The sequence below is a fragment of the uncultured Tenacibaculum sp. genome (genome assembly GCF_947495995.1).
GTDB lineage: Bacteria > Bacteroidota > Bacteroidia > Flavobacteriales > Flavobacteriaceae > Polaribacter.
The window spans coordinates 301617-318799 of sequence record NZ_CANMAX010000002.1 but is presented as its reverse complement, the minus strand read 5'-3'; the positions used below and the strand labels follow the sequence as shown (position 1 = coordinate 318799).

Below are 17183 nucleotides of genomic sequence, written 5' to 3'. Positions count from 1 at the left end.
ATTAATTAGCTACATCACTTGTAAACTTGATTCTCATCAAACGTAATTCTTCATCGTCGTAATCTCCATCAAACTCATCTAATGCTTCTTGAATTTTATCTGTTTCAGCTTCCATGAAATAATCATGAATTTCTTCTTGCTGATCTTCGTCTAATAAATCTTCAATAGCATAATCGATATTCAATTTCGTTCCTGAAAATACTATGGCTTCCATCTCTTTGATCAGCTCATTCATTTCAAGTCCTTTTGATTTTGCTATATCTTCTAAAGGAAGTTTACGATCTGTATTCTGTATGATGTATAACTTTAATCCAGAGTTTACACCAGTACTTTTAACTACTAAATCATCTGGCCTTGTAATATCATTATCAGATACATATTGTTCTATCAACTTGATAAAATCTTTACCATATTTTTTAGCTTTTCCTTCACCAACTCCGTGAACTTTAGAAAGTTCATCTAAATTAATTGGATATTTTAAAGCCATATCATTTAAGGAAGGGTCTTGGAAAACTGCAAATGGTGGTACTCCTAATTTCTTTCCAACTTGCTTTCTTAAATCTTTAAGCATAGCAATTAACTTATCATCTAAACCAACTGAACTAGATTTTGCATTTGTAATTATAGATCCGTCATCTGTATCATTATACACATGATCTTCTGTCATCATGAAAGATGTAGGATTTTCTAAATATGCTCTACCTGCTTCGGTTAATTTAACAACACCATATTGCTCTATCTCTTTTTTAATAAGATCTGCAACAAGCATCTGACGAATTAAAGCCATCCAATAATTACCATCTTTTTCTTTTCCTATTCCAAAAAATGGTTGTTCTGTAGTTTTGTGCGACTTTAATAAGGCATTTTCTTTTCCGGTAATCGTATTTACTACCTCTTTTGCCTTATACATTGCATTTGTATTCTTTACTACCTTTAAAACAGTACTAACTTGATCTTGCGCTTCATGCTTTTTCTTTGGATTTCTCATGTTGTCATCCATATCAGCACCTTCTCCATTAACTTCATCGAATTCTTCTCCGAAGTAATGTAATAAGTATTTACGTCTATTCATAGAAGTTTCTGCATAACCAACAACTTCTTGTAGTAAAGCATGACCAACCTCCTGTTCTGCAACAGGCTTATTCGCCATGAATTTCTCTAATTTCTCTATGTCTTTGTATGAATAGAAAGTTAAACAGTGTCCTTCTCCTCCATCTCTTCCTGCTCTACCAGTTTCTTGATAGTAACTTTCTAAACTTTTTGGAATATCGTGATGAATTACAAAACGAACATCTGGTTTATCTATTCCCATTCCGAAAGCAATTGTAGCAACTACAACATCGCAATCTTCCATTAAGAACATATCTTGATGTTTAGCTCTCGTTTTTGCATCAAAACCTGCATGATACGGTAAAGCATTAATTCCGTTTACTTGTAAAACTTGAGCGATTTCTTCTACTTTTTTTCTACTTAAACAGTAAACAATACCAGATTCTCCTTCTTTTTGCTTTACAAAACGAATAATATCTTTCTCAATATCTTTAGTTTTAGGACGAACTTCGTAAAATAAGTTAGCTCTATTAAATGATGCTTTATAAATATTAGCATCAGTCATTCCTAAAGTTTTAAGAATATCTTCTTGTACTTTTTCTGTTGCAGTCGCAGTTAAACCGATTACAGGCACGTTATCGATTTGTTTAATGATCGCTCTTAAATTTCTGTATTCAGGTCTAAAATCATGTCCCCATTCAGAAATACAGTGCGCTTCATCAATAGCTACGAAAGAAATTTTCTGAGATTTTAAAAAGTCTACATATTCTTCTTTAATTAAAGATTCTGGAGCAACATATAATAATTTAGTTACACCATCTGTAATATCTTTTTTAACCTGATTTACCTCAGACTTGTTTAAAGATGAATTAAGTACATGAGCTATACCGTGAGTTTCAGATATACCACGAATAGCATCTACTTGATTCTTCATTAAGGCAATTAATGGTGAAACCACAATTGCTGTACCTTCTTTCATTAAGGCTGGTAGTTGATAACAAAGTGACTTCCCTCCACCTGTTGGCATAATTACAAAGGTGTTCTCGTCATTAAGTATACTTTTAACTACATCTTCTTGGAGTCCTTTGAATTGGTTAAACCCAAAAAACTTTTTTAAAGCTTCGTATAAATTCATTTTCATATTGTTCCCAGAAAGCCAAAATTAAAAATTCAAACTAATACACAAAAATAATTACTTTAAAGTTAAGTAAAGTTTCTTTTGAAAGGAAAGTTTTTCTAGCTAAAATATTCCTATTTTTACACCTTAAATTAAACCTTTTCATTTGAAAAATACAGATTTAATACTAGCAAAAGCTAAAGAAACTATTGAGCTTCAAAGCAATAGTATAGCTAATTTAACTAATTTTTTGGATAATTCGTTTGCTAATGCTGTTAACTTCATATTAAATTCAAAAGGAAGAGTAATTATTACTGGAATTGGTAAGAGTGCAAATATTGCAAATAAAATAGTTGCTACACTCAATTCTACAGGTACTCCTGCTGTTTTTATGCACGCTGCAGATGCAATTCATGGTGATTTAGGAAATATTCAAACAGATGATGTTGTTATTTGCATATCAAAAAGCGGAAATACACCTGAAATAAAAGTACTGGTTCCTTTGATTAGAAATTCTAACAATAAAATTATAGCAATAACAGGAAATCCTGATTCTTTCTTAGGAAAAAATGCAGATTATGTATTAAATTCTTATGTTGAGAAAGAAGCTGATCCGAATAATTTAGCGCCAACAAATAGTACTACTGCTCAGCTTGTTTTAGGTGATGCTTTAGCTGTTTGTTTATTAGACTTACGTGGTTTTAGTAATCGTGATTTTGCTAAATATCATCCGGGTGGAGCTTTAGGGAAACGTTTGTATTTAAGAGTATCTGATTTAGTTATAAATAATGATTTGCCAAAAGTTACTGCTACAGATAAAGTAACTAAAGTTATTGTTGAAATTTCTGAAAAGCGTTTAGGTGTTACAGCTGTTATAAATTCTGATAATAAAATTGAAGGAATTATTACAGATGGTGATATTCGAAGAATGCTTAATAAAACTAATAAAATTGAAGATTTAGTTGCTGCAGATATTATGAGTAAAAATCCTAAAACAATTCATATTGATGCAATGGCAATTGACGCTCTTGATACTTTAGAAAATAATAATATTACACAAATATTAGTTGCAAATGACGATGATGAATATGTTGGCGTTGTCCATTTGCATGATATTTTAAAAGAAGGAATTTTTTAAATGGCACAGGAAAAAGAAATGTCGTTCTTAGATCATCTTGAAGAACTAAGATGGCATATTATAAGAAGTATTGTCGCTATATTCTCTGTAGCAATATTAGCTTTTGTTTTTATTAAGGTAATTTTTGATGAGATATTATTAGCACATTTAAAACCTGATTTTGTTACCTATCAATTTTTCTGTAAAGTATTTTCTTTAATTGGTATTGATAGTAGTTTTTGTAAAATCGAATTCAACCAACAACTACAGGTTTTAAATCCTACAGAAGAGTTAATGACTGCAATTTGGTCTTCTCTTATTTTAGGAGTTATTATTGCATTTCCTTACGTTTTATGGGAGATCTGGAGATTTATTGCTCCCGGCTTATTAGAAAGTGAAAGAAAGCGCTCAAAAGGATTTATTTTCTCTGCTTCTTCTCTATTCTTCTCAGGAATTTTATTTAGTTATTATGTAATACTTCCTATGTCTGTTTACTTCTTTTACAATTTCACCATTGGAGATGCTATTGTAAAGAGTTTTAAATTAGGTGCATATATCAGCTTAATAACAAATACATTATTAGGAGTTGCCATATTTTTCGAGTTACCTATTATTATTTATTTCTTATCTAAAATAGGATTAGTTACTCCTCAATTTTTAAGAAAATATAGAAAACATGCATTAGTTGTAGTTCTTATTTTATCTGCTATTATAACACCACCTGATGTTGCTAGTCAGATTATTGTTGCTGTACCTATCATGTTTTTATACCAAGTCGGAATTTACATTTCAAAATACGTAATAAAAAAACAACAAAAAAATGTCGAAAAAAGTCCAAGAGTTCAATGAGTACCGCTCAAAAATGAACGAAAAGATACTATCGAGCGATAATAAAGTAATCAAACGAATTTTCAATTTAGATACTAATGCATACGCAGAAGGACATTTATCAGTAAAAACAAAAGAGTTATTAGGTTTAGTAGCTTCTGCAGTTTTACGTTGCGATGATTGTATTGCTTACCATTTAGACACTGCATATAAAAGTGGAGTTACTAAAGAAGAAATGATGGAAACAATGTCGATTGCTACTTTAGTTGGAGGAACAATTGTTATTCCTCATTTAAGAAGAGCTGTAGAATTTTGGGAAGCTCTTGAAGAAGAGAATAACTAATTCAATTTAACAATCAATTAATACAATCTTCTACGATTAAGTAGTAACATTGTACTTCTTTATATATGATTTTAAGAGCAGATAACATACAAAAGATTTATGGTAGCCGTAAGGTAGTTAAAGGAATTTCTTTGCAAGTAGAACAAGGTGAAATCATCGGACTTTTAGGTCCGAATGGAGCTGGAAAAACTACTTCTTTTTACATGATCGTAGGAATGATTAAACCTAATGAAGGAAAAATATTTCTAGATGAAGATGAAATTACTGAAGACGCCATGTACAAACGTGCTCAAAAAGGAATCGGTTATCTAGCTCAAGAAGCTTCTGTTTTTAGGAAATTATCTGTTGAAGATAATATTATGTCTGTTTTAGAATTCACAGATCGTACCAAAGAAGAACGTAAAGCGCGTTTGGAGGAATTAATCGATGAGTTTAGTTTAGGACATGTTCGTAAAAACAGAGGTGATCTTTTATCTGGTGGTGAACGTCGTAGAACTGAAATTGCTAGATGTTTAGCTTCTGATCCTAAATTTATTTTATTAGATGAGCCTTTTGCTGGAGTTGATCCAATTGCAGTAGAAGATATACAAGGAATTGTAGCCAAACTGAAGAATAAAAACATCGGTATTCTTATTACAGATCACGATGTACAAGCAACTTTAGCAATTACTGATCGTTCTTATTTAATGTATCAAGGAGGTATTTTAAAAGAAGGGATTCCTGAAGAATTAGCTGCTGATGAAATGGTAAGAAAAGTATACTTAGGTAAAGACTTTGAGCTTAAGAAGAAGAAGTTCTAAAGTGTTAAAATCAAAACCTTTTTATTATTTCCTGCATTTAGGATTGATATCCTTAATAATTTCATTCCTACTTAATAATTCATTTATAATAAAGAACTACATAATTGATAAAGAATTATCAGTAGATATAAATATTCATGATACTTATTTTGTGATATATTACCATCATTTATATCTCATTTTCTTTGTAATCTTCTTTTGTAACTTTTCAGTTTATACGATCATTAATTATTTCAACGGGAAATTATTAGAGTTTCCATTAAAAATAAAAGTGATTTCTAGTGTAATAATTTTCTTCACATTAACCTATGTACTCTATAGTGATTATAACTATGTACCGACTAAAGATGATTTATGGAGTAACAACTACTTAGATTATAATTTATATATTATTTTACTCTTAACTATTTTTGTATTTCTTTTATTAGTAGTTCCTGCTTTAAGTATTTTAGTCGCTTTTATTGATAAAATCAAATCATTGATCAATCGTTAATTTTCGATGACTTAAACCCCACTCTACCATACTATCTAGAACTTTGGTAATTGTTTTTCCGGAATCTGTTAACTCGTATTCTATTAAAACAGGTCTTGTATCGTGTATTTTTCGAGTTACTACACCATTCATTTCCAGATCTTTTAACTCTTTCGACAGCATTCTAGGCGTAATTTTAGCAATATGTTGTTGTATATCTTTAAAACGTCTGTTTCCATACATTAAAGAAGCTATTATTGGTAATTTCCATTTGCCGCTCAATACATTTAAAGTATCATTTACAGCTAAAACATAGCTATTTGGGCATTTTTTTACTTTTGGATAAGTTCTTAAAATCTCCATATCTTTCATTTATACTATACTTTTGTATAGTAGTAATTAACAAAAACTAACTATACTTTGTATATCAAAAATACTAATTTTAAATCAGAAAAAATTAATCTTATATACAAATGAAAAAATTAGTAATTGTTACGCATCCAAACATTGAGGCCTCAACTATCAATAAAAAATGGATAGAAAACTTACAGAAAAACCCTGAAAAATATACTATTCATTCACTTTATGGAGAATATTCTTCTTTAGATTTTGACATTGCAAAAGAACAAGCTTTAATTGAGCAATACGATGAAATTATATTTCAATTCCCGTTACATTGGTTTAGTACTCCTTACGCTTTAAAAAAATATATTGATGATGTATTTACCTACGGTTGGGCTTTTGGAGAAGGTGGAGATAAAATCCAAGGTAAAAAAATTGGTTTGGCTGTATCTACTGGTGGTGACGAAGAAGTTTATAAAGCTCCAAACGGAATTCCTGTAAAAGAACTTTTAAATGATGTAATACTTGTTTTTAAATTCTGTGGTGCAGAATTCACTGATTTACATACTTTATACGGAGCACATAATCCTGATGAAAATGCTTTAGAAGCTAATACGAAAGTTTATGCTGCTACTTTTTAAAACTAAAAAACTCCTTTAACAAGGAGTTTTTCTTTATATAATTATTTGATATACTCCTTTTATTTACTTTTTACTGCTATGTTATTAAAAACAGACAGTAAGATATATAGGATAATTATTAAAGGAATAGCTATAAACTTTAATACAATTAACAACACAATAGACAACAATAAGAAAATGTATTTCAACAAGTTGTTTTTTACCGATGTTGATTTAAATTTTAATGAAAAAAGCGGCAATTCAGAAACCATTAAAAGACTTAAAATAATAGTAACTGCTATTAAAAAGTACTGATTATGAATTATACTTAAAACCAATTCTGATTCAGTATACCCAGCAATCATTGGTAAAGACACAACAAATAAATTCATTGCTGGTGTTGGTAAACCGATAAAACTATCTGTTTGTCTGGTATCAATATTAAATTTTGCCAATCTGTAGCCAGCAAAAAGCGTCAATAATAATCCTAATAACTCTATAGAAAGTAAATTTTCTAAAGTTAATCCAATATCCAAGGCCGTATCCCAAGACGAAAATCCGAATTCTCTATGGTAAGCACTATGCACCATAAATTGTAACATCACTATTCCTGGTACTACTCCACTAGTTACCATGTCTGCTAAACTATCTAATTGTTTACCTAATTCTCCTTGAACATGTAACATTCTTGCAGCAAAACCGTCTAAGAAATCAAGAACAATTCCTACTCCTACAAAAATTGCTGTAGCGTAAAAGTAACCTCGAACTGCTAATATTGTGGCAATTGTACCACAAAGTAAGTTTCCGAGTGTAATAATATTTGGAATGTGTTTTTTAATATTCATATTTTTTCATGATTTTTACGAAAATATGAAATTGATTGTTTTTATTCTGTTTAATAAAAAAATAAATTGTTGTAAAGATGCCATTACTTAAAAATCAACTCACTACTAGCTTTCCTTTTAGAAATCCACATGTAAATACGATTTACAAATTCTTTGTCACTAAAGATAAACCTGAATACGAAAGAGTTCGAATTATGACTTGGGATAATGATTTCATAGACTTAGATTTTTTAACGAACAACTCCTTCTCATTAGTCGTTTTAATACACGGACTCGAAGGTAGTTCAGAATCAAGTTATATGATGTCTACTGCTTCTTATCTTCATGATTTAGGTTATGATGTTGTATGTATTAACCTTAGAGGTTGTAGTGGAGATGATAATAATATTTTGAAAACTTATCATGCAGGAAAAACTGATGATCTTCACTTTATATTACAATACTTAGAAACTAATTATGATTATCAAAACATCATTTTAAGCGGATTCAGCTTAGGCGGAAATCTGACTTTAAAATATTTAGGAGAATATGAAAATGAAATTCCTTGTGCTGTAAAAGGCGGAATTGCTGTTTCTGTTCCTATAGATCTAACGAGTTCTCAAGCAGAATTAAGTAAACTAAAAAACAAGCTGTATATGCAAGAGTTTTTAAGAACTCTTAAAGCAAAAGTAATTGTGAAAGCTGAAAAATTCCCAGAATATAATCCTGATAAAAAATTGATTTCAAAAGCTTCTACTTTTCGTGATTTTGAAGAAATATATACTGCACCAGTTTTTGGGTTCGATAGTCCTGAAGATTATTGGGCAAAAGCCAGTAGTAAACCATATTTAACCAATATAAAACACAAAACACTATTAATTAACGCCAAAGATGACTCTTTTTTATCTATAGAATGTTATCCTTACGAATTAGCAGAAAACTCTTCTAATTTCTTTTTATTAACTCCAAAATATGGTGGTCATGTTGGTTTTGTAACCTCATTTAGAGATGAATCGTATTGGATAGAAAAACAATTTGTTAATTTTATTCAAAATGAGTTAAATATCTATTCATAATAAACAATAACTCCAAAAAACTACTGTTATTTACTTAGTAATTTGGATATTTGTGTTTATTAAATTCAAGATTTGAGAACAAAATTAATCTACTTTTTTCTTTTAGTTGCTGTTGCTACTCAAGCACAATTCAGAAATTTTTCTAATGAATTTTTAAATATTGGTGTCGATGCAGCTGCATTAGGTATGAGTAAAGCTGTGGTTGCAACTACAGATAATGTGAATGCTTCTTATTGGAATCCTGCTGGATTAGTTAATGTTGAAGATTATCAAGGTACTTTAATGCATGCGTCTTACTTTGCTGGAATTGCAACGTATAATTATGCTGGTTTTGCAATGCCAATTGACAAACAAAGTGCGGTTGGTTTATCTTTAATTCGATTTGGTGTTGATGATATTCTAAATACAACTGAATTAATTGATAGTGATGGAAATATAGATTTTAATCGAATAAGTTTATTTTCTGCTGCTGATTATGCTTTAAATGTTAGTTACGGTAGAAAATTATTATTGGATGGTTTTTCTATTGGAGGAAACGCTAAAATCGTAAGAAGAATTATTGGTGATTTTGCCACTTCTTGGGGATTTGGTTTTGATTTAGGTGTTCAGTTTGAAAAAAATGGATGGAAATTCGGTGCAATGGCCAGAGATATTACTACTACATTTAATGTTTGGGCTATTGATGAAGATGAGTTTGATAAAATTAGAAATGCCGTTCCTGGTCAAAATCAAGAATTACCTGAAACTACAGAAATCACCAAACCTAAACTTCAAGTTGGTGTTGCTAAAAATTTTAAATTCGGACGTTATTTTAATTTATTAGCGGAAGTAGATCTTAATATGAGATTTGCTGAAACTAATGATATTATTTCAACTTCTTTCTTAAGTATCGATCCTGCTTTTGGTTTTCAATTAGATTATGATGAGCTTGTGTATCTTAGATTAGGAGCAGGAAACTTTCAAAATACAACTGAATTTAACGGAAATGAATCTCTTTCTGTTCAACCAAATTTCGGACTAGGTTTTAAATTCAAAGGAATTCAAGTTGATTATGCGCTTACCAACATAGGAAGCGTTGGAAATGCTTTATTTTCAAATATTTTTTCAATTAAATTCGATTATAGTTTTTACCGATAAATCATGATTAAAAAACTACTTTATCTTTCTTTTTTATGTTTTGTAATTAATAATACTGCTCAAAATGCACAGCTATCTGCTTATGCTGAAATTAGTATTATTACTTCTGGTCCTGGTGAAAATTTATATGAAAAATTTGGACATACTGCCATTAGAGTTAAAGATCCCTTACTAAATTTAGATGTACTTTATAACTACGGTATTTTTGATTTTAACGATCCTAATTTCTACTCAAACTTCGTAAAAGGATTTATGAAGTATAAATTAGCTCGATATCCTTTTCATTATTCTTTAAAATCTGCAAGCCAAGATAAACGCTGGGTAAAACAACAAGTCTTAAATTTAACAGCTCAGCAGAAAAATGCATATTTTCAGTTTCTAGAAAGAAATACTCAACCAGAAAACGCTAGTTATTTTTACGATCCGTTTTTTGATAACTGTGCTACAAGACCAAAAGATATTCTTAAAGATATTTTAAAAGACAAACTTACTTTTGACACCTCTATTTTAGATCAAGAAAGATCTTTAAGAGATTTAATGAATGAAAAAATTAATACAAATACTTGGGGTAGTTTTGGTATTAATATTGCCTTAGGAAGTCGTTTAGACCAAATAGCTACAGTTGAAGAGTACATGTATCTACCTGAGTATCTTTTTTCTATTTTTGAAAAATCTACGGTTAAAAAAGATGGTGAATCAGCTCCATTAGTACGAGGAACAAAAACACTTTTAGATTTTAAAACAAAAACTTCAGAAAGTGATAGCATTAGTCCGTTTTTAATTTTTTCGATTTTACTAATCATTACTATTCTTATCAGTTTAAATGATTTTAAGAAGCATAAAAGAACTAGAATTTTAGACTTTATTCTTTTCCTTACTACAGGGATTATGGGAATACTTATCGTATTCTTATGGTTTTTCACAAATCATTCTACTGCGCCGAATAATTTCAATTTCTTATGGGCATTTGCTCCTAACTTTTTTATTGCTTTTCTATTACTTAAAAAGAACTTACATCCTTGGATTAAACATTATTTAATTCTTGTATTAGCCTTTTTAGGCTTGATTCCAATTGTGACTTTAATTGGATTACAAAAGTTTACACATCCATTATATCCACTTTTATTATTACTAGCAGTTCGTTATATATTTTTAATTAAGCATCAAAAAAATAAGGCTTTAGCATAATACTAAAACCTTACTAACTATATTTTAAAAACTGAATTTTCTTAAGGAATTACTTCAAAAACCACAAATTGATTTAGTTGTTGACCAAAAGCACTAAAATTATTATCCGCTACAACTACTAGAGACAAATTTCCATTCTCCAATCTTGGTCCGAATGTTATTCCTTCGATGTTATCTACAACTTTTGCTGTATTTCCGCCTGGAATACTAGATAATTGACTTCTTACTGATTCAAAATCGAATATTAATGTTTTAGTTGCTTTCACGTAATTTGCTCCGTTTAAACTAGAAATAGTAGAAACATCTGTTGCATTTGAAGCATCAACTTTATAGATTTTTACATTATTTCCACCATCATCTGCACCAGTAGTAAAAGATCTTTCTAAAGCTAAAAACTTATTCGTATCGTACTCTAAAATTTCAACTAAACCATTTACAGTAAAATTAAAACCAGTTCCTATTACTTCTCTAGCAACTTTATCTAACTCATAAGCAAATTGTTTTTCAAATTCTCCTGTGCTTTTATTAATATAAGCTACACGAACTGGCGAATCTGTATCCATTGCAAATACTGGCTCTACTCCATCTTCTTTTAAAGGTAATTCCATTCCAATCCAGTATCCTTTTTTATCTACACTTAAAGAAATACTTTCAAAAACACCGTTATGTCTCGGACCTTCATCTGTAGATGTTTTAACTTCAAAAATACTAGGTAAAGTAAATTCTCTTTTGAAACTTCCATCTAAAAGTGCTTCTCTTACAAACGGATTTTCACCATTGTTTACATTTCCTTCACTTGACCATATTATTCTATTTGCATCTGAATCGATACGTATTGCTTCAGGATCAATTGCAGATCCAAAAGATGTATTGTTAGCATCTAATAATTCTATTTCAGATGTTATGTTCACTTCAGAAAACTCTGATGTAGTATAAGTTAAATTAGCTGTATAAACACGGATTGGAGCATTTGGCGCATCACTAATTACATAAAATTTATTATTTGCATAATCGATACTCGACAAACCTCCTACTACATTTCCATTAAATTCAAAACCGTCTGGAATTATTTGTTCTCCGATAAACCTAAGTGAATTTACAGAAGTAGTTTCTTTTACTGTAGTATCATCATTATCACAGCTATAAAAAGAAGAAAATAAGATTGCTAAACCTAAAAAAGTTTTTTTCATTGTAAATATTTTAATTTTTACTAAATGAAAAAAACTCTTTTAAATGATTGTTAGAAGTAGTTTTTATTTACTTTAAACTTCTGCTATACTAGATTAAATTTAAGTAAACTTATAAAAAACTCTGAATTGCAAGTTTGTAACTATCTAAGCCAAAACCTAAGATTACACCTTTAGCATTTTTAGCTATAAAACTTTTATGTCTAAACTCTTCTCGAGCATGAGTATTTGAAATATGAACTTCAACTACTGGAGTTTCAATTGCTTTTATTGCATCTCCTATGGCTACAGAAGTGTGTGTGTATGCTGCTGCATTTAATACAATTCCGTCGAAATCGAAACCTACTTCGTGAAGTTTATTAATGATTTCACCTTCTATATTCGATTGAAAATATGTTAGTTCTACCTCAGAAAATTTAGCTTGTAATTGCTCAAAATATGCTTCAAAAGAACTGTTTCCGTAGATTGTAGGTTCTCTTTTACCTAGTAAATTTAAATTAGGTCCGTTTATAATTATTAATTTCATATGTATCTTTTAATAACCATAGTAATTAGAACTTCCTAAAAAGTCAAAAGTTATACCCAAACCAACATAACCATAAGTTGGTAATTTCTTTTTAACTCCTGAATAAAATAGGTTTAATTTTAAGCTTTCATTTATATTATAGCCTAGCATTGGTTTGAAAAATATTCCTCCATTATCTCCATCTGGTGATAAACCAACTGCAAATCCAAAGTCTGCTCCCACATAGAATACATCAGAAAGAGATTGAAACCTTACAGCTCCACCAACTGGTAAGTAAATAAAAGGATCTGGCTTTACACCATTATTATCTTCAGTTAAGAAATAAAGTAAATTTAAAGATGGTCCTACGCTAATTCCTTCATAAATTTCAAAAAGATAATTTGCATCAACACCAAACGCTGCGGAAGAAACAGCTTCTAAATTACCCACTGTAATCCCTCCATTTACCCCTACATTTAACTGATTTACCTGAGAAAAAGAATTTAATGTAACTACAGTAAAAAGGAAAATGAATATTCTTTTCATGACTATAAATATTTAATGCGAATATAAAATAAAAAGTTAAATGGCTATTCTTGTTTTCTTTTCTAATACGTTAACAATAAAAAAAGGAGTATTAAAAAACACTCCTTAATATATTTATTTGATTATAATTTTAATAATCTAGTATTTAGAATCTATACCCTAAACCAATCTGAAAAAAATCAAATTTAGTAGAAACAATATCACTGTCTCGTCTGTCAGTTAATCCAAATGAATAACGAGCTGTAGCGAAGAAATCATCTGTAAAATCATAACCTACTCCACCAGCTAAACCTAAACCAAATTCATTTAAACTAGTTCCGTCTAAAATAAGATCTAAAAAAGGACCTGCTTGTACAGAAAACTCATTAGAAATATAATATTTAGCCATTACAGGTAAAACAATTGAATTTCCTGAATCTCCTTCAAAAAAAGTAATTACATATTGAAACTCTGGTTGTAACTTAAATTTTTCAGATAGTTCAAAATCTATAAATAACCCAACAAATGCACCCGCATCCCCGAAAGAAGTACTTGCTCCACCTGCTGAAACTTTTGCTGATAAATTATTAAAACCACCTATAACTCCATAGGTTGTTTCTCCTTGTGCATTGGCTAAAAAACCAAAAGCAATCATAACAATTGAAAATAATATTCTTTTCATAATTTTAAATTTTAGCAATAAAAAAAGAAGAGGTAAAACCTCTCCTTTTTAAATTATAATGTATACTATTGATTATAGTCCGAACATTACACCTAAAGATAAGCTATTAGTAGCATCACTAGATGGTAAAGCTAATTGGATCATAGTGCTTTCTCCAATTTTGTATCCTACAACTGGTCTGTAATAGAAAGCAGAAGCATCAAAATAGAAACCTAAGTCAGCTCCAATTACGAAGTTTTCAGAGATATCGTATCTTGCAGCACCAGCTAAAGTAAAATCTCCTGATCCATCAGCAGAAACAGTTACAGAACTTCCAGTTAATGGGTCTGTAATTGTAACATCTTGACCAAAAGCATATTGGTAAGAGATAGCAGGACCTACTCTGAATTCGTCAGATAATTCGAATAAATAGTTAGCCTCAGCCATTAAACCAAAGTTTTCTCCGTCGAAGTTGTAAGTAACGTCAGCACCTGCGTTAAAACCAGCTTTCTGAGCATTAGCTACAAATCCGAAAGCAATCACAGCAATAGTTAAAATAAATTTTTTCATAATTTTAAATTTTTAGATATAATTATATGTTTGCACTGACAAATGTAAAATTATTTTCTAAATAAAAAAGGGTTTTAGCAAAAAGTATATGTTTGAAGCAGGGTGGTTACAGAAAATAGAAGACTATAATACTTACTTAAAAATAGAGCGAGGACTCTCTCAAAACTCTATAGAAAACTATGTAAGAGACATTAAGAAATTGTTAAATTACACTTTAGAATTTGATATTTCAAAATCTCCTATTGAAATAAATAAAAAAGAAATTCAACAATTTATTTATGAAATAGCAAAAATTGTGAATCCTAAGACTCAAGCAAGAATAATATCAGGTTTGAGAAGTTTTTTCGATTATCTAGTTTTTGAAAATTATAGACAAGATAATCCTTTAGATTTAATAGAATCTCCAAAATTATCTAGAACACTACCCGATGTACTTACTAATGATGAAATAAACACATTAATATCTAACATAGACTTAAGTCATCCTCAAGGAGAAAGAAATAGAGCAATTCTAGAAACTATTTATGGTTGCGGACTTCGAGTTAGTGAATTAATAAATTTACAAATGTCTGATTTGTTTTTTGACGAAGGTTACATTAGAGTATTAGGAAAAGGAGATAAATACAGATTTGTACCTATTCATAGTTCAACTATTAGGTTTATTAATTTCTATCTAAATCATGATAGAAATCATATTAATCCGATAAAAGAAGATTTAGACACACTATTTTTAAACCGAAGAGGAAAACGGTTAACAAGACAAATGATCTTCATTATTCTAAAAAACCTAGCAGCTAAAGCAAACTTAGAAAAGAATATTGGTCCGCATACACTTCGTCATTCTTTTGCTACATATTTATTAAAAGAAGGCGTAGATTTAAGAGCTATACAACAATTGTTAGGTCATGAAAGTATAACTACAACAGAAATTTATGTGCATTTAGATCGAAAACATTTACAAGAAGTTGTGGAAAAATTTCATCCGAGAAGAAATTAGATGAAATAAAAAAAGGCAAGCTACCTACATCACACCGCTACGACCTAATACCCTTGCTGCGTTCCCGCCCTGGGGGATTCAAAGGGAGCTGGTTGTGTAGAACTTGCCGGCTGCAAATTTACAACCATTTTTTGAATCTGAAACAAAAAAAAGTTGTTTTTTTTTGTAACATTTTTAAAACATTGAATACTAATAAAATGTTTTAAATATTTTTACAAATTAATAACTAATCAAATAACACAAACATGGAAAGTTCATTCAAAGATCTAGAAAATAACGCTGCAGAAGCGAGTACTAAAAAGAGTATTATCGATTATGGTTTAATTACCAGTATAGCTAGTATATTTATTACTTTAATAGGATATGCTATGGGAAATGCAGCAAATCCTGGTTTAGTATTAGGAATTATCGGTTTTGTTGTGCCTATCACTCTTATTGTATTAGGTATAAAGAATTTCAAAAAACGTAATAACGGATTTTTAAAATGGGCTCAAGCCGTTAAAGTAGGAATTGGAATTACAATTATTTGGGGACTTATCGCACTTACATTTCAATATGTATTAGAAAACTATATCGATCCTAATATTCTTGAGCAAAAAGCAGAACTTTTAAGAACTCAATTAGAAAATTGGGGAATGGATGAAGATCAAATTGAAGAAAGTATCGAAAAACAAAAGAATGGAAATCCTTTATTAGGTAACGCTTTAGGTTTATTATTCTTTGCTTTTATAGGATTTGTTGTATCTGCAATAGCAGGAGCTATAATGCAAAAAAGAGAAGAAGACACTTTCTAAGCAATAATAATATTGTAACTTTACCAAACAAAACTGGTAATACTATATTTTTATGGATATATCGGTAGTTATACCGCTTTTAAACGAAGAAGAATCTTTACAAGAATTATATGATTGGATTGCAAAAGTTATGCAATCCAATCACTTTTTATATGAAGTTATCTTTATTGATGACGGAAGTACTGATAAGTCTTGGAAAGTAATTCAAGATTTAGTTGATAAAAACCAAGAAGTTAAAGCAATCCGTTTTCAACGTAATTATGGAAAATCTCAAGCTTTAGATGCTGGATTTGGCGAAGCTAAAGGAAAAGTTGTGATTACTATGGATGCTGACTTACAAGACAATCCAGATGAGATTCCTGAATTATATAAATTAATTATCGAAGAGGATTTTGATTTGATTTCAGGTTGGAAAAAGAAAAGATTCGATAATGTCTTAACTAAAAATATTCCTTCAAAATTATACAACTGGGCTGCTAGAAAGACATCAGGATTAGAGCTTAACGATTTCAATTGTGGTTTAAAAGCTTATAAGAACGAGGTAATTAAAGCTATAAAAGTAAGTGGAGAAATGCACAGATACATTCCTATACTTGCTAAAAATGAAGGGTATACAAAAATTGGAGAAAAAGTTGTAAAACATCAAGCTAGAAAATATGGTGTAACTAAATTTGGAGTAGATCGTTTTATCAACGGTCTTTTAGATTTGATTACCATTTCTTTTTTATCTAAATTTGGTAAAAGACCCATGCATTTTTTTGGATTATGGGGTACTTTAATGTTCTTATTCGGATTTACATCTGCATTTTATATAGGTGCAATGAAATTATATAGAGTATACGCTAAAATTAAAACGATTTTAGTCACAGATAATCCTTGGTTCTATATTGCCTTAACATCCATGATTTTAGGAACATTAATGTTCTTATCTGGCTTCTTAGGAGAACTAATCATTAAAAATAATCCGCTTCAGAAACATTATAAAATCAAAGAAAAAATTAATTTATAACACCTCTTTTTTTAATTAACT

20 protein-coding genes and 1 other RNA gene are annotated in these 17183 nt (G+C 29.8%); 12 read left to right on the top strand and 9 right to left on the bottom strand.

Annotation, left to right across the window (positions count from 1 at the left end):
• Nucleotide 1: 1 nt before the first annotated feature.
• Nucleotides 2–2185: a DNA helicase RecQ gene (gene recQ, locus Q1A15_RS06570; protein WP_299620665.1), complete on the bottom strand. Its 2184-nt coding sequence runs from the start codon at nucleotides 2183–2185 to the stop codon at nucleotides 2–4.
• A gap of 148 nt (nucleotides 2186–2333) precedes the next feature.
• On the opposite strand from recQ, the gene Q1A15_RS06565 reads away from it, so the two are divergent.
• From Q1A15_RS06565 to Q1A15_RS06545, 5 genes are all read left to right on the top strand, one after another.
• Entirely contained in the window at nucleotides 2334–3305 is a 972-nt protein-coding gene (locus Q1A15_RS06565; RefSeq protein WP_299620662.1) for a KpsF/GutQ family sugar-phosphate isomerase, read from the top strand.
• The gene (gene tatC, locus Q1A15_RS06560; protein ID WP_299620659.1) at nucleotides 3306–4133 is read left to right on the top strand and encodes a twin-arginine translocase subunit TatC; all 828 of its coding nucleotides are present in this window, start codon (nucleotides 3306–3308) and stop codon (nucleotides 4131–4133) included.
• Complete coding sequence (locus Q1A15_RS06555) at nucleotides 4105–4455, top strand: carboxymuconolactone decarboxylase family protein (RefSeq protein WP_299620656.1); 351 nt, start codon at nucleotides 4105–4107, stop codon at nucleotides 4453–4455. Before tatC ends, Q1A15_RS06555 begins: the two co-directional genes overlap by 29 nt.
• Before the next feature lie 65 nt (nucleotides 4456–4520).
• Nucleotides 4521–5255 (top strand): LPS export ABC transporter ATP-binding protein, encoded by a 735-nt coding sequence (gene lptB / locus Q1A15_RS06550; RefSeq protein WP_299620653.1) that lies wholly within the window; start codon nucleotides 4521–4523, stop codon nucleotides 5253–5255.
• A gap of 1 nt (nucleotide 5256) precedes the next feature.
• The gene (locus tag Q1A15_RS06545) at nucleotides 5257–5748 is read left to right on the top strand and encodes a hypothetical protein (protein WP_299620650.1); all 492 of its coding nucleotides are present in this window, start codon (nucleotides 5257–5259) and stop codon (nucleotides 5746–5748) included.
• On the opposite strand, the gene Q1A15_RS06540 is transcribed toward Q1A15_RS06545, so the two are convergent.
• A complete protein-coding gene (locus Q1A15_RS06540; protein ID WP_299620647.1) occupies nucleotides 5731–6090 on the bottom strand; it encodes a helix-turn-helix domain-containing protein in 360 nt (119 codons plus the stop codon). The genes Q1A15_RS06545 and Q1A15_RS06540 overlap by 18 nt on opposite strands.
• 110 nt (nucleotides 6091–6200) lie before the next feature.
• Here Q1A15_RS06540 and Q1A15_RS06535 point away from each other — a divergent pair, with 110 nt between their 5' ends.
• Complete coding sequence (locus Q1A15_RS06535; protein ID WP_299620644.1) at nucleotides 6201–6710, top strand: NAD(P)H-dependent oxidoreductase; 510 nt, start codon at nucleotides 6201–6203, stop codon at nucleotides 6708–6710.
• Nucleotides 6711–6769: 59 nt separating this feature from the next.
• On the opposite strand, the gene Q1A15_RS06530 is transcribed toward Q1A15_RS06535, so the two are convergent.
• Complete coding sequence (locus Q1A15_RS06530; protein WP_299620641.1) at nucleotides 6770–7534, bottom strand: CDP-alcohol phosphatidyltransferase family protein; 765 nt, start codon at nucleotides 7532–7534, stop codon at nucleotides 6770–6772.
• 77 nt (nucleotides 7535–7611) lie between these two features.
• Between Q1A15_RS06530 and Q1A15_RS06525 the strand changes: the two genes are divergently transcribed.
• The 3 genes from Q1A15_RS06525 to Q1A15_RS06515 all read left to right on the top strand — a co-directional run bounded on the left by Q1A15_RS06525 (nucleotide 7612) and on the right by Q1A15_RS06515 (nucleotide 10914).
• Complete coding sequence (locus Q1A15_RS06525; protein ID WP_299620638.1) at nucleotides 7612–8589, top strand: alpha/beta fold hydrolase; 978 nt, start codon at nucleotides 7612–7614, stop codon at nucleotides 8587–8589.
• Between the two features lie 72 nt (nucleotides 8590–8661).
• A complete protein-coding gene (locus Q1A15_RS06520) occupies nucleotides 8662–9726 on the top strand; it encodes a PorV/PorQ family protein (RefSeq protein ID WP_299620635.1) in 1065 nt (354 codons plus the stop codon).
• Between the two features lie 3 nt (nucleotides 9727–9729).
• A complete protein-coding gene (locus Q1A15_RS06515) occupies nucleotides 9730–10914 on the top strand; it encodes a DUF4105 domain-containing protein (protein WP_299620632.1) in 1185 nt (394 codons plus the stop codon).
• A gap of 41 nt (nucleotides 10915–10955) precedes the next feature.
• Here Q1A15_RS06515 and Q1A15_RS06510 read toward each other — a convergent pair whose 3' ends face one another.
• The 5 genes from Q1A15_RS06510 to Q1A15_RS06490 all read right to left on the bottom strand — a co-directional run bounded on the left by Q1A15_RS06510 (nucleotide 10956) and on the right by Q1A15_RS06490 (nucleotide 14362).
• On the bottom strand, nucleotides 10956–12104 hold the full coding sequence (locus tag Q1A15_RS06510; protein ID WP_299620629.1) for an esterase-like activity of phytase family protein: 1149 nt from the start codon (nucleotides 12102–12104) through the stop codon (nucleotides 10956–10958).
• A 109-nt stretch (nucleotides 12105–12213) separates the two neighbouring features.
• On the bottom strand, nucleotides 12214–12627 hold the full coding sequence (gene aroQ, locus Q1A15_RS06505) for a type II 3-dehydroquinate dehydratase (RefSeq protein ID WP_299620627.1): 414 nt from the start codon (nucleotides 12625–12627) through the stop codon (nucleotides 12214–12216).
• Nucleotides 12628–12636: 9 nt separating this feature from the next.
• Complete coding sequence (locus Q1A15_RS06500) at nucleotides 12637–13152, bottom strand: hypothetical protein (protein ID WP_299620625.1); 516 nt, start codon at nucleotides 13150–13152, stop codon at nucleotides 12637–12639.
• Nucleotides 13153–13297: 145 nt separating this feature from the next.
• Nucleotides 13298–13813, bottom strand: a complete 516-nt coding sequence (locus Q1A15_RS06495; protein ID WP_299620623.1) for a porin family protein — start codon at nucleotides 13811–13813, stop codon at nucleotides 13298–13300.
• Nucleotides 13814–13885: 72 nt separating this feature from the next.
• Nucleotides 13886–14362, bottom strand: a complete 477-nt coding sequence (locus Q1A15_RS06490) for a hypothetical protein (RefSeq protein ID WP_299620621.1) — start codon at nucleotides 14360–14362, stop codon at nucleotides 13886–13888.
• A gap of 88 nt (nucleotides 14363–14450) precedes the next feature.
• On the opposite strand from Q1A15_RS06490, the gene xerA reads away from it, so the two are divergent.
• Nucleotides 14451–15359 (top strand): site-specific tyrosine recombinase/integron integrase, encoded by a 909-nt coding sequence (gene xerA / locus Q1A15_RS06485; protein ID WP_299620619.1) that lies wholly within the window; start codon nucleotides 14451–14453, stop codon nucleotides 15357–15359.
• Nucleotides 15360–15369: 10 nt separating this feature from the next.
• Here xerA and ffs read toward each other — a convergent pair.
• An RNA gene (ffs, locus tag Q1A15_RS06480) (signal recognition particle sRNA small type) lies at nucleotides 15370–15468 on the bottom strand.
• A 136-nt stretch (nucleotides 15469–15604) separates the two neighbouring features.
• Between ffs and Q1A15_RS06475 the strand changes: the two genes are divergently transcribed.
• Nucleotides 15605–16153, top strand: a complete 549-nt coding sequence (locus Q1A15_RS06475) for a DUF4199 domain-containing protein (RefSeq protein ID WP_299620617.1) — start codon at nucleotides 15605–15607, stop codon at nucleotides 16151–16153.
• Between the two features lie 52 nt (nucleotides 16154–16205).
• Entirely contained in the window at nucleotides 16206–17162 is a 957-nt protein-coding gene (locus tag Q1A15_RS06470) for a glycosyltransferase family 2 protein (protein WP_299620615.1), read from the top strand.
• Nucleotides 17163–17183 lie beyond the last annotated feature (21 nt).

What these genes read in the sequence shown, in the direction of transcription:
- Q1A15_RS06555 (WP_299620656.1), top strand. Translation starts at nt 4,105, where the DNA reads ATGTCGAAAAAAGTCCAAGAGTTCAATGAGTACCGCTCAAAAATGAAC.
- Q1A15_RS06515 (WP_299620632.1), top strand. Translation starts at nt 9,730, where the DNA reads ATGATTAAAAAACTACTTTATCTTTCTTTTTTATGTTTTGTAATTAAT.
- recQ (WP_299620665.1), bottom strand. Translation starts at nt 2,185, where the DNA reads ATGAATTTATACGAAGCTTTAAAAAAGTTTTTTGGGTTTAACCAATTC.
- Q1A15_RS06495 (WP_299620623.1), bottom strand. Translation starts at nt 13,813, where the DNA reads ATGAAAAGAATATTATTTTCAATTGTTATGATTGCTTTTGGTTTTTTA.
- Q1A15_RS06470 (WP_299620615.1), top strand. Translation starts at nt 16,206, where the DNA reads ATGGATATATCGGTAGTTATACCGCTTTTAAACGAAGAAGAATCTTTA.
- Q1A15_RS06510 (WP_299620629.1), bottom strand. Translation starts at nt 12,104, where the DNA reads ATGAAAAAAACTTTTTTAGGTTTAGCAATCTTATTTTCTTCTTTTTAT.
- Q1A15_RS06490 (WP_299620621.1), bottom strand. Translation starts at nt 14,362, where the DNA reads ATGAAAAAATTTATTTTAACTATTGCTGTGATTGCTTTCGGATTTGTA.
- Q1A15_RS06530 (WP_299620641.1), bottom strand. Translation starts at nt 7,534, where the DNA reads ATGAATATTAAAAAACACATTCCAAATATTATTACACTCGGAAACTTA.
- xerA (WP_299620619.1), top strand. Translation starts at nt 14,451, where the DNA reads ATGTTTGAAGCAGGGTGGTTACAGAAAATAGAAGACTATAATACTTAC.
- Q1A15_RS06540 (WP_299620647.1), bottom strand. Translation starts at nt 6,090, where the DNA reads ATGGAGATTTTAAGAACTTATCCAAAAGTAAAAAAATGCCCAAATAGC.
- Q1A15_RS06475 (WP_299620617.1), top strand. Translation starts at nt 15,605, where the DNA reads ATGGAAAGTTCATTCAAAGATCTAGAAAATAACGCTGCAGAAGCGAGT.
- Q1A15_RS06535 (WP_299620644.1), top strand. Translation starts at nt 6,201, where the DNA reads ATGAAAAAATTAGTAATTGTTACGCATCCAAACATTGAGGCCTCAACT.
- Q1A15_RS06525 (WP_299620638.1), top strand. Translation starts at nt 7,612, where the DNA reads ATGCCATTACTTAAAAATCAACTCACTACTAGCTTTCCTTTTAGAAAT.
- tatC (WP_299620659.1), top strand. Translation starts at nt 3,306, where the DNA reads ATGGCACAGGAAAAAGAAATGTCGTTCTTAGATCATCTTGAAGAACTA.
- lptB (WP_299620653.1), top strand. Translation starts at nt 4,521, where the DNA reads ATGATTTTAAGAGCAGATAACATACAAAAGATTTATGGTAGCCGTAAG.
- aroQ (WP_299620627.1), bottom strand. Translation starts at nt 12,627, where the DNA reads ATGAAATTAATAATTATAAACGGACCTAATTTAAATTTACTAGGTAAA.
- Q1A15_RS06500 (WP_299620625.1), bottom strand. Translation starts at nt 13,152, where the DNA reads ATGAAAAGAATATTCATTTTCCTTTTTACTGTAGTTACATTAAATTCT.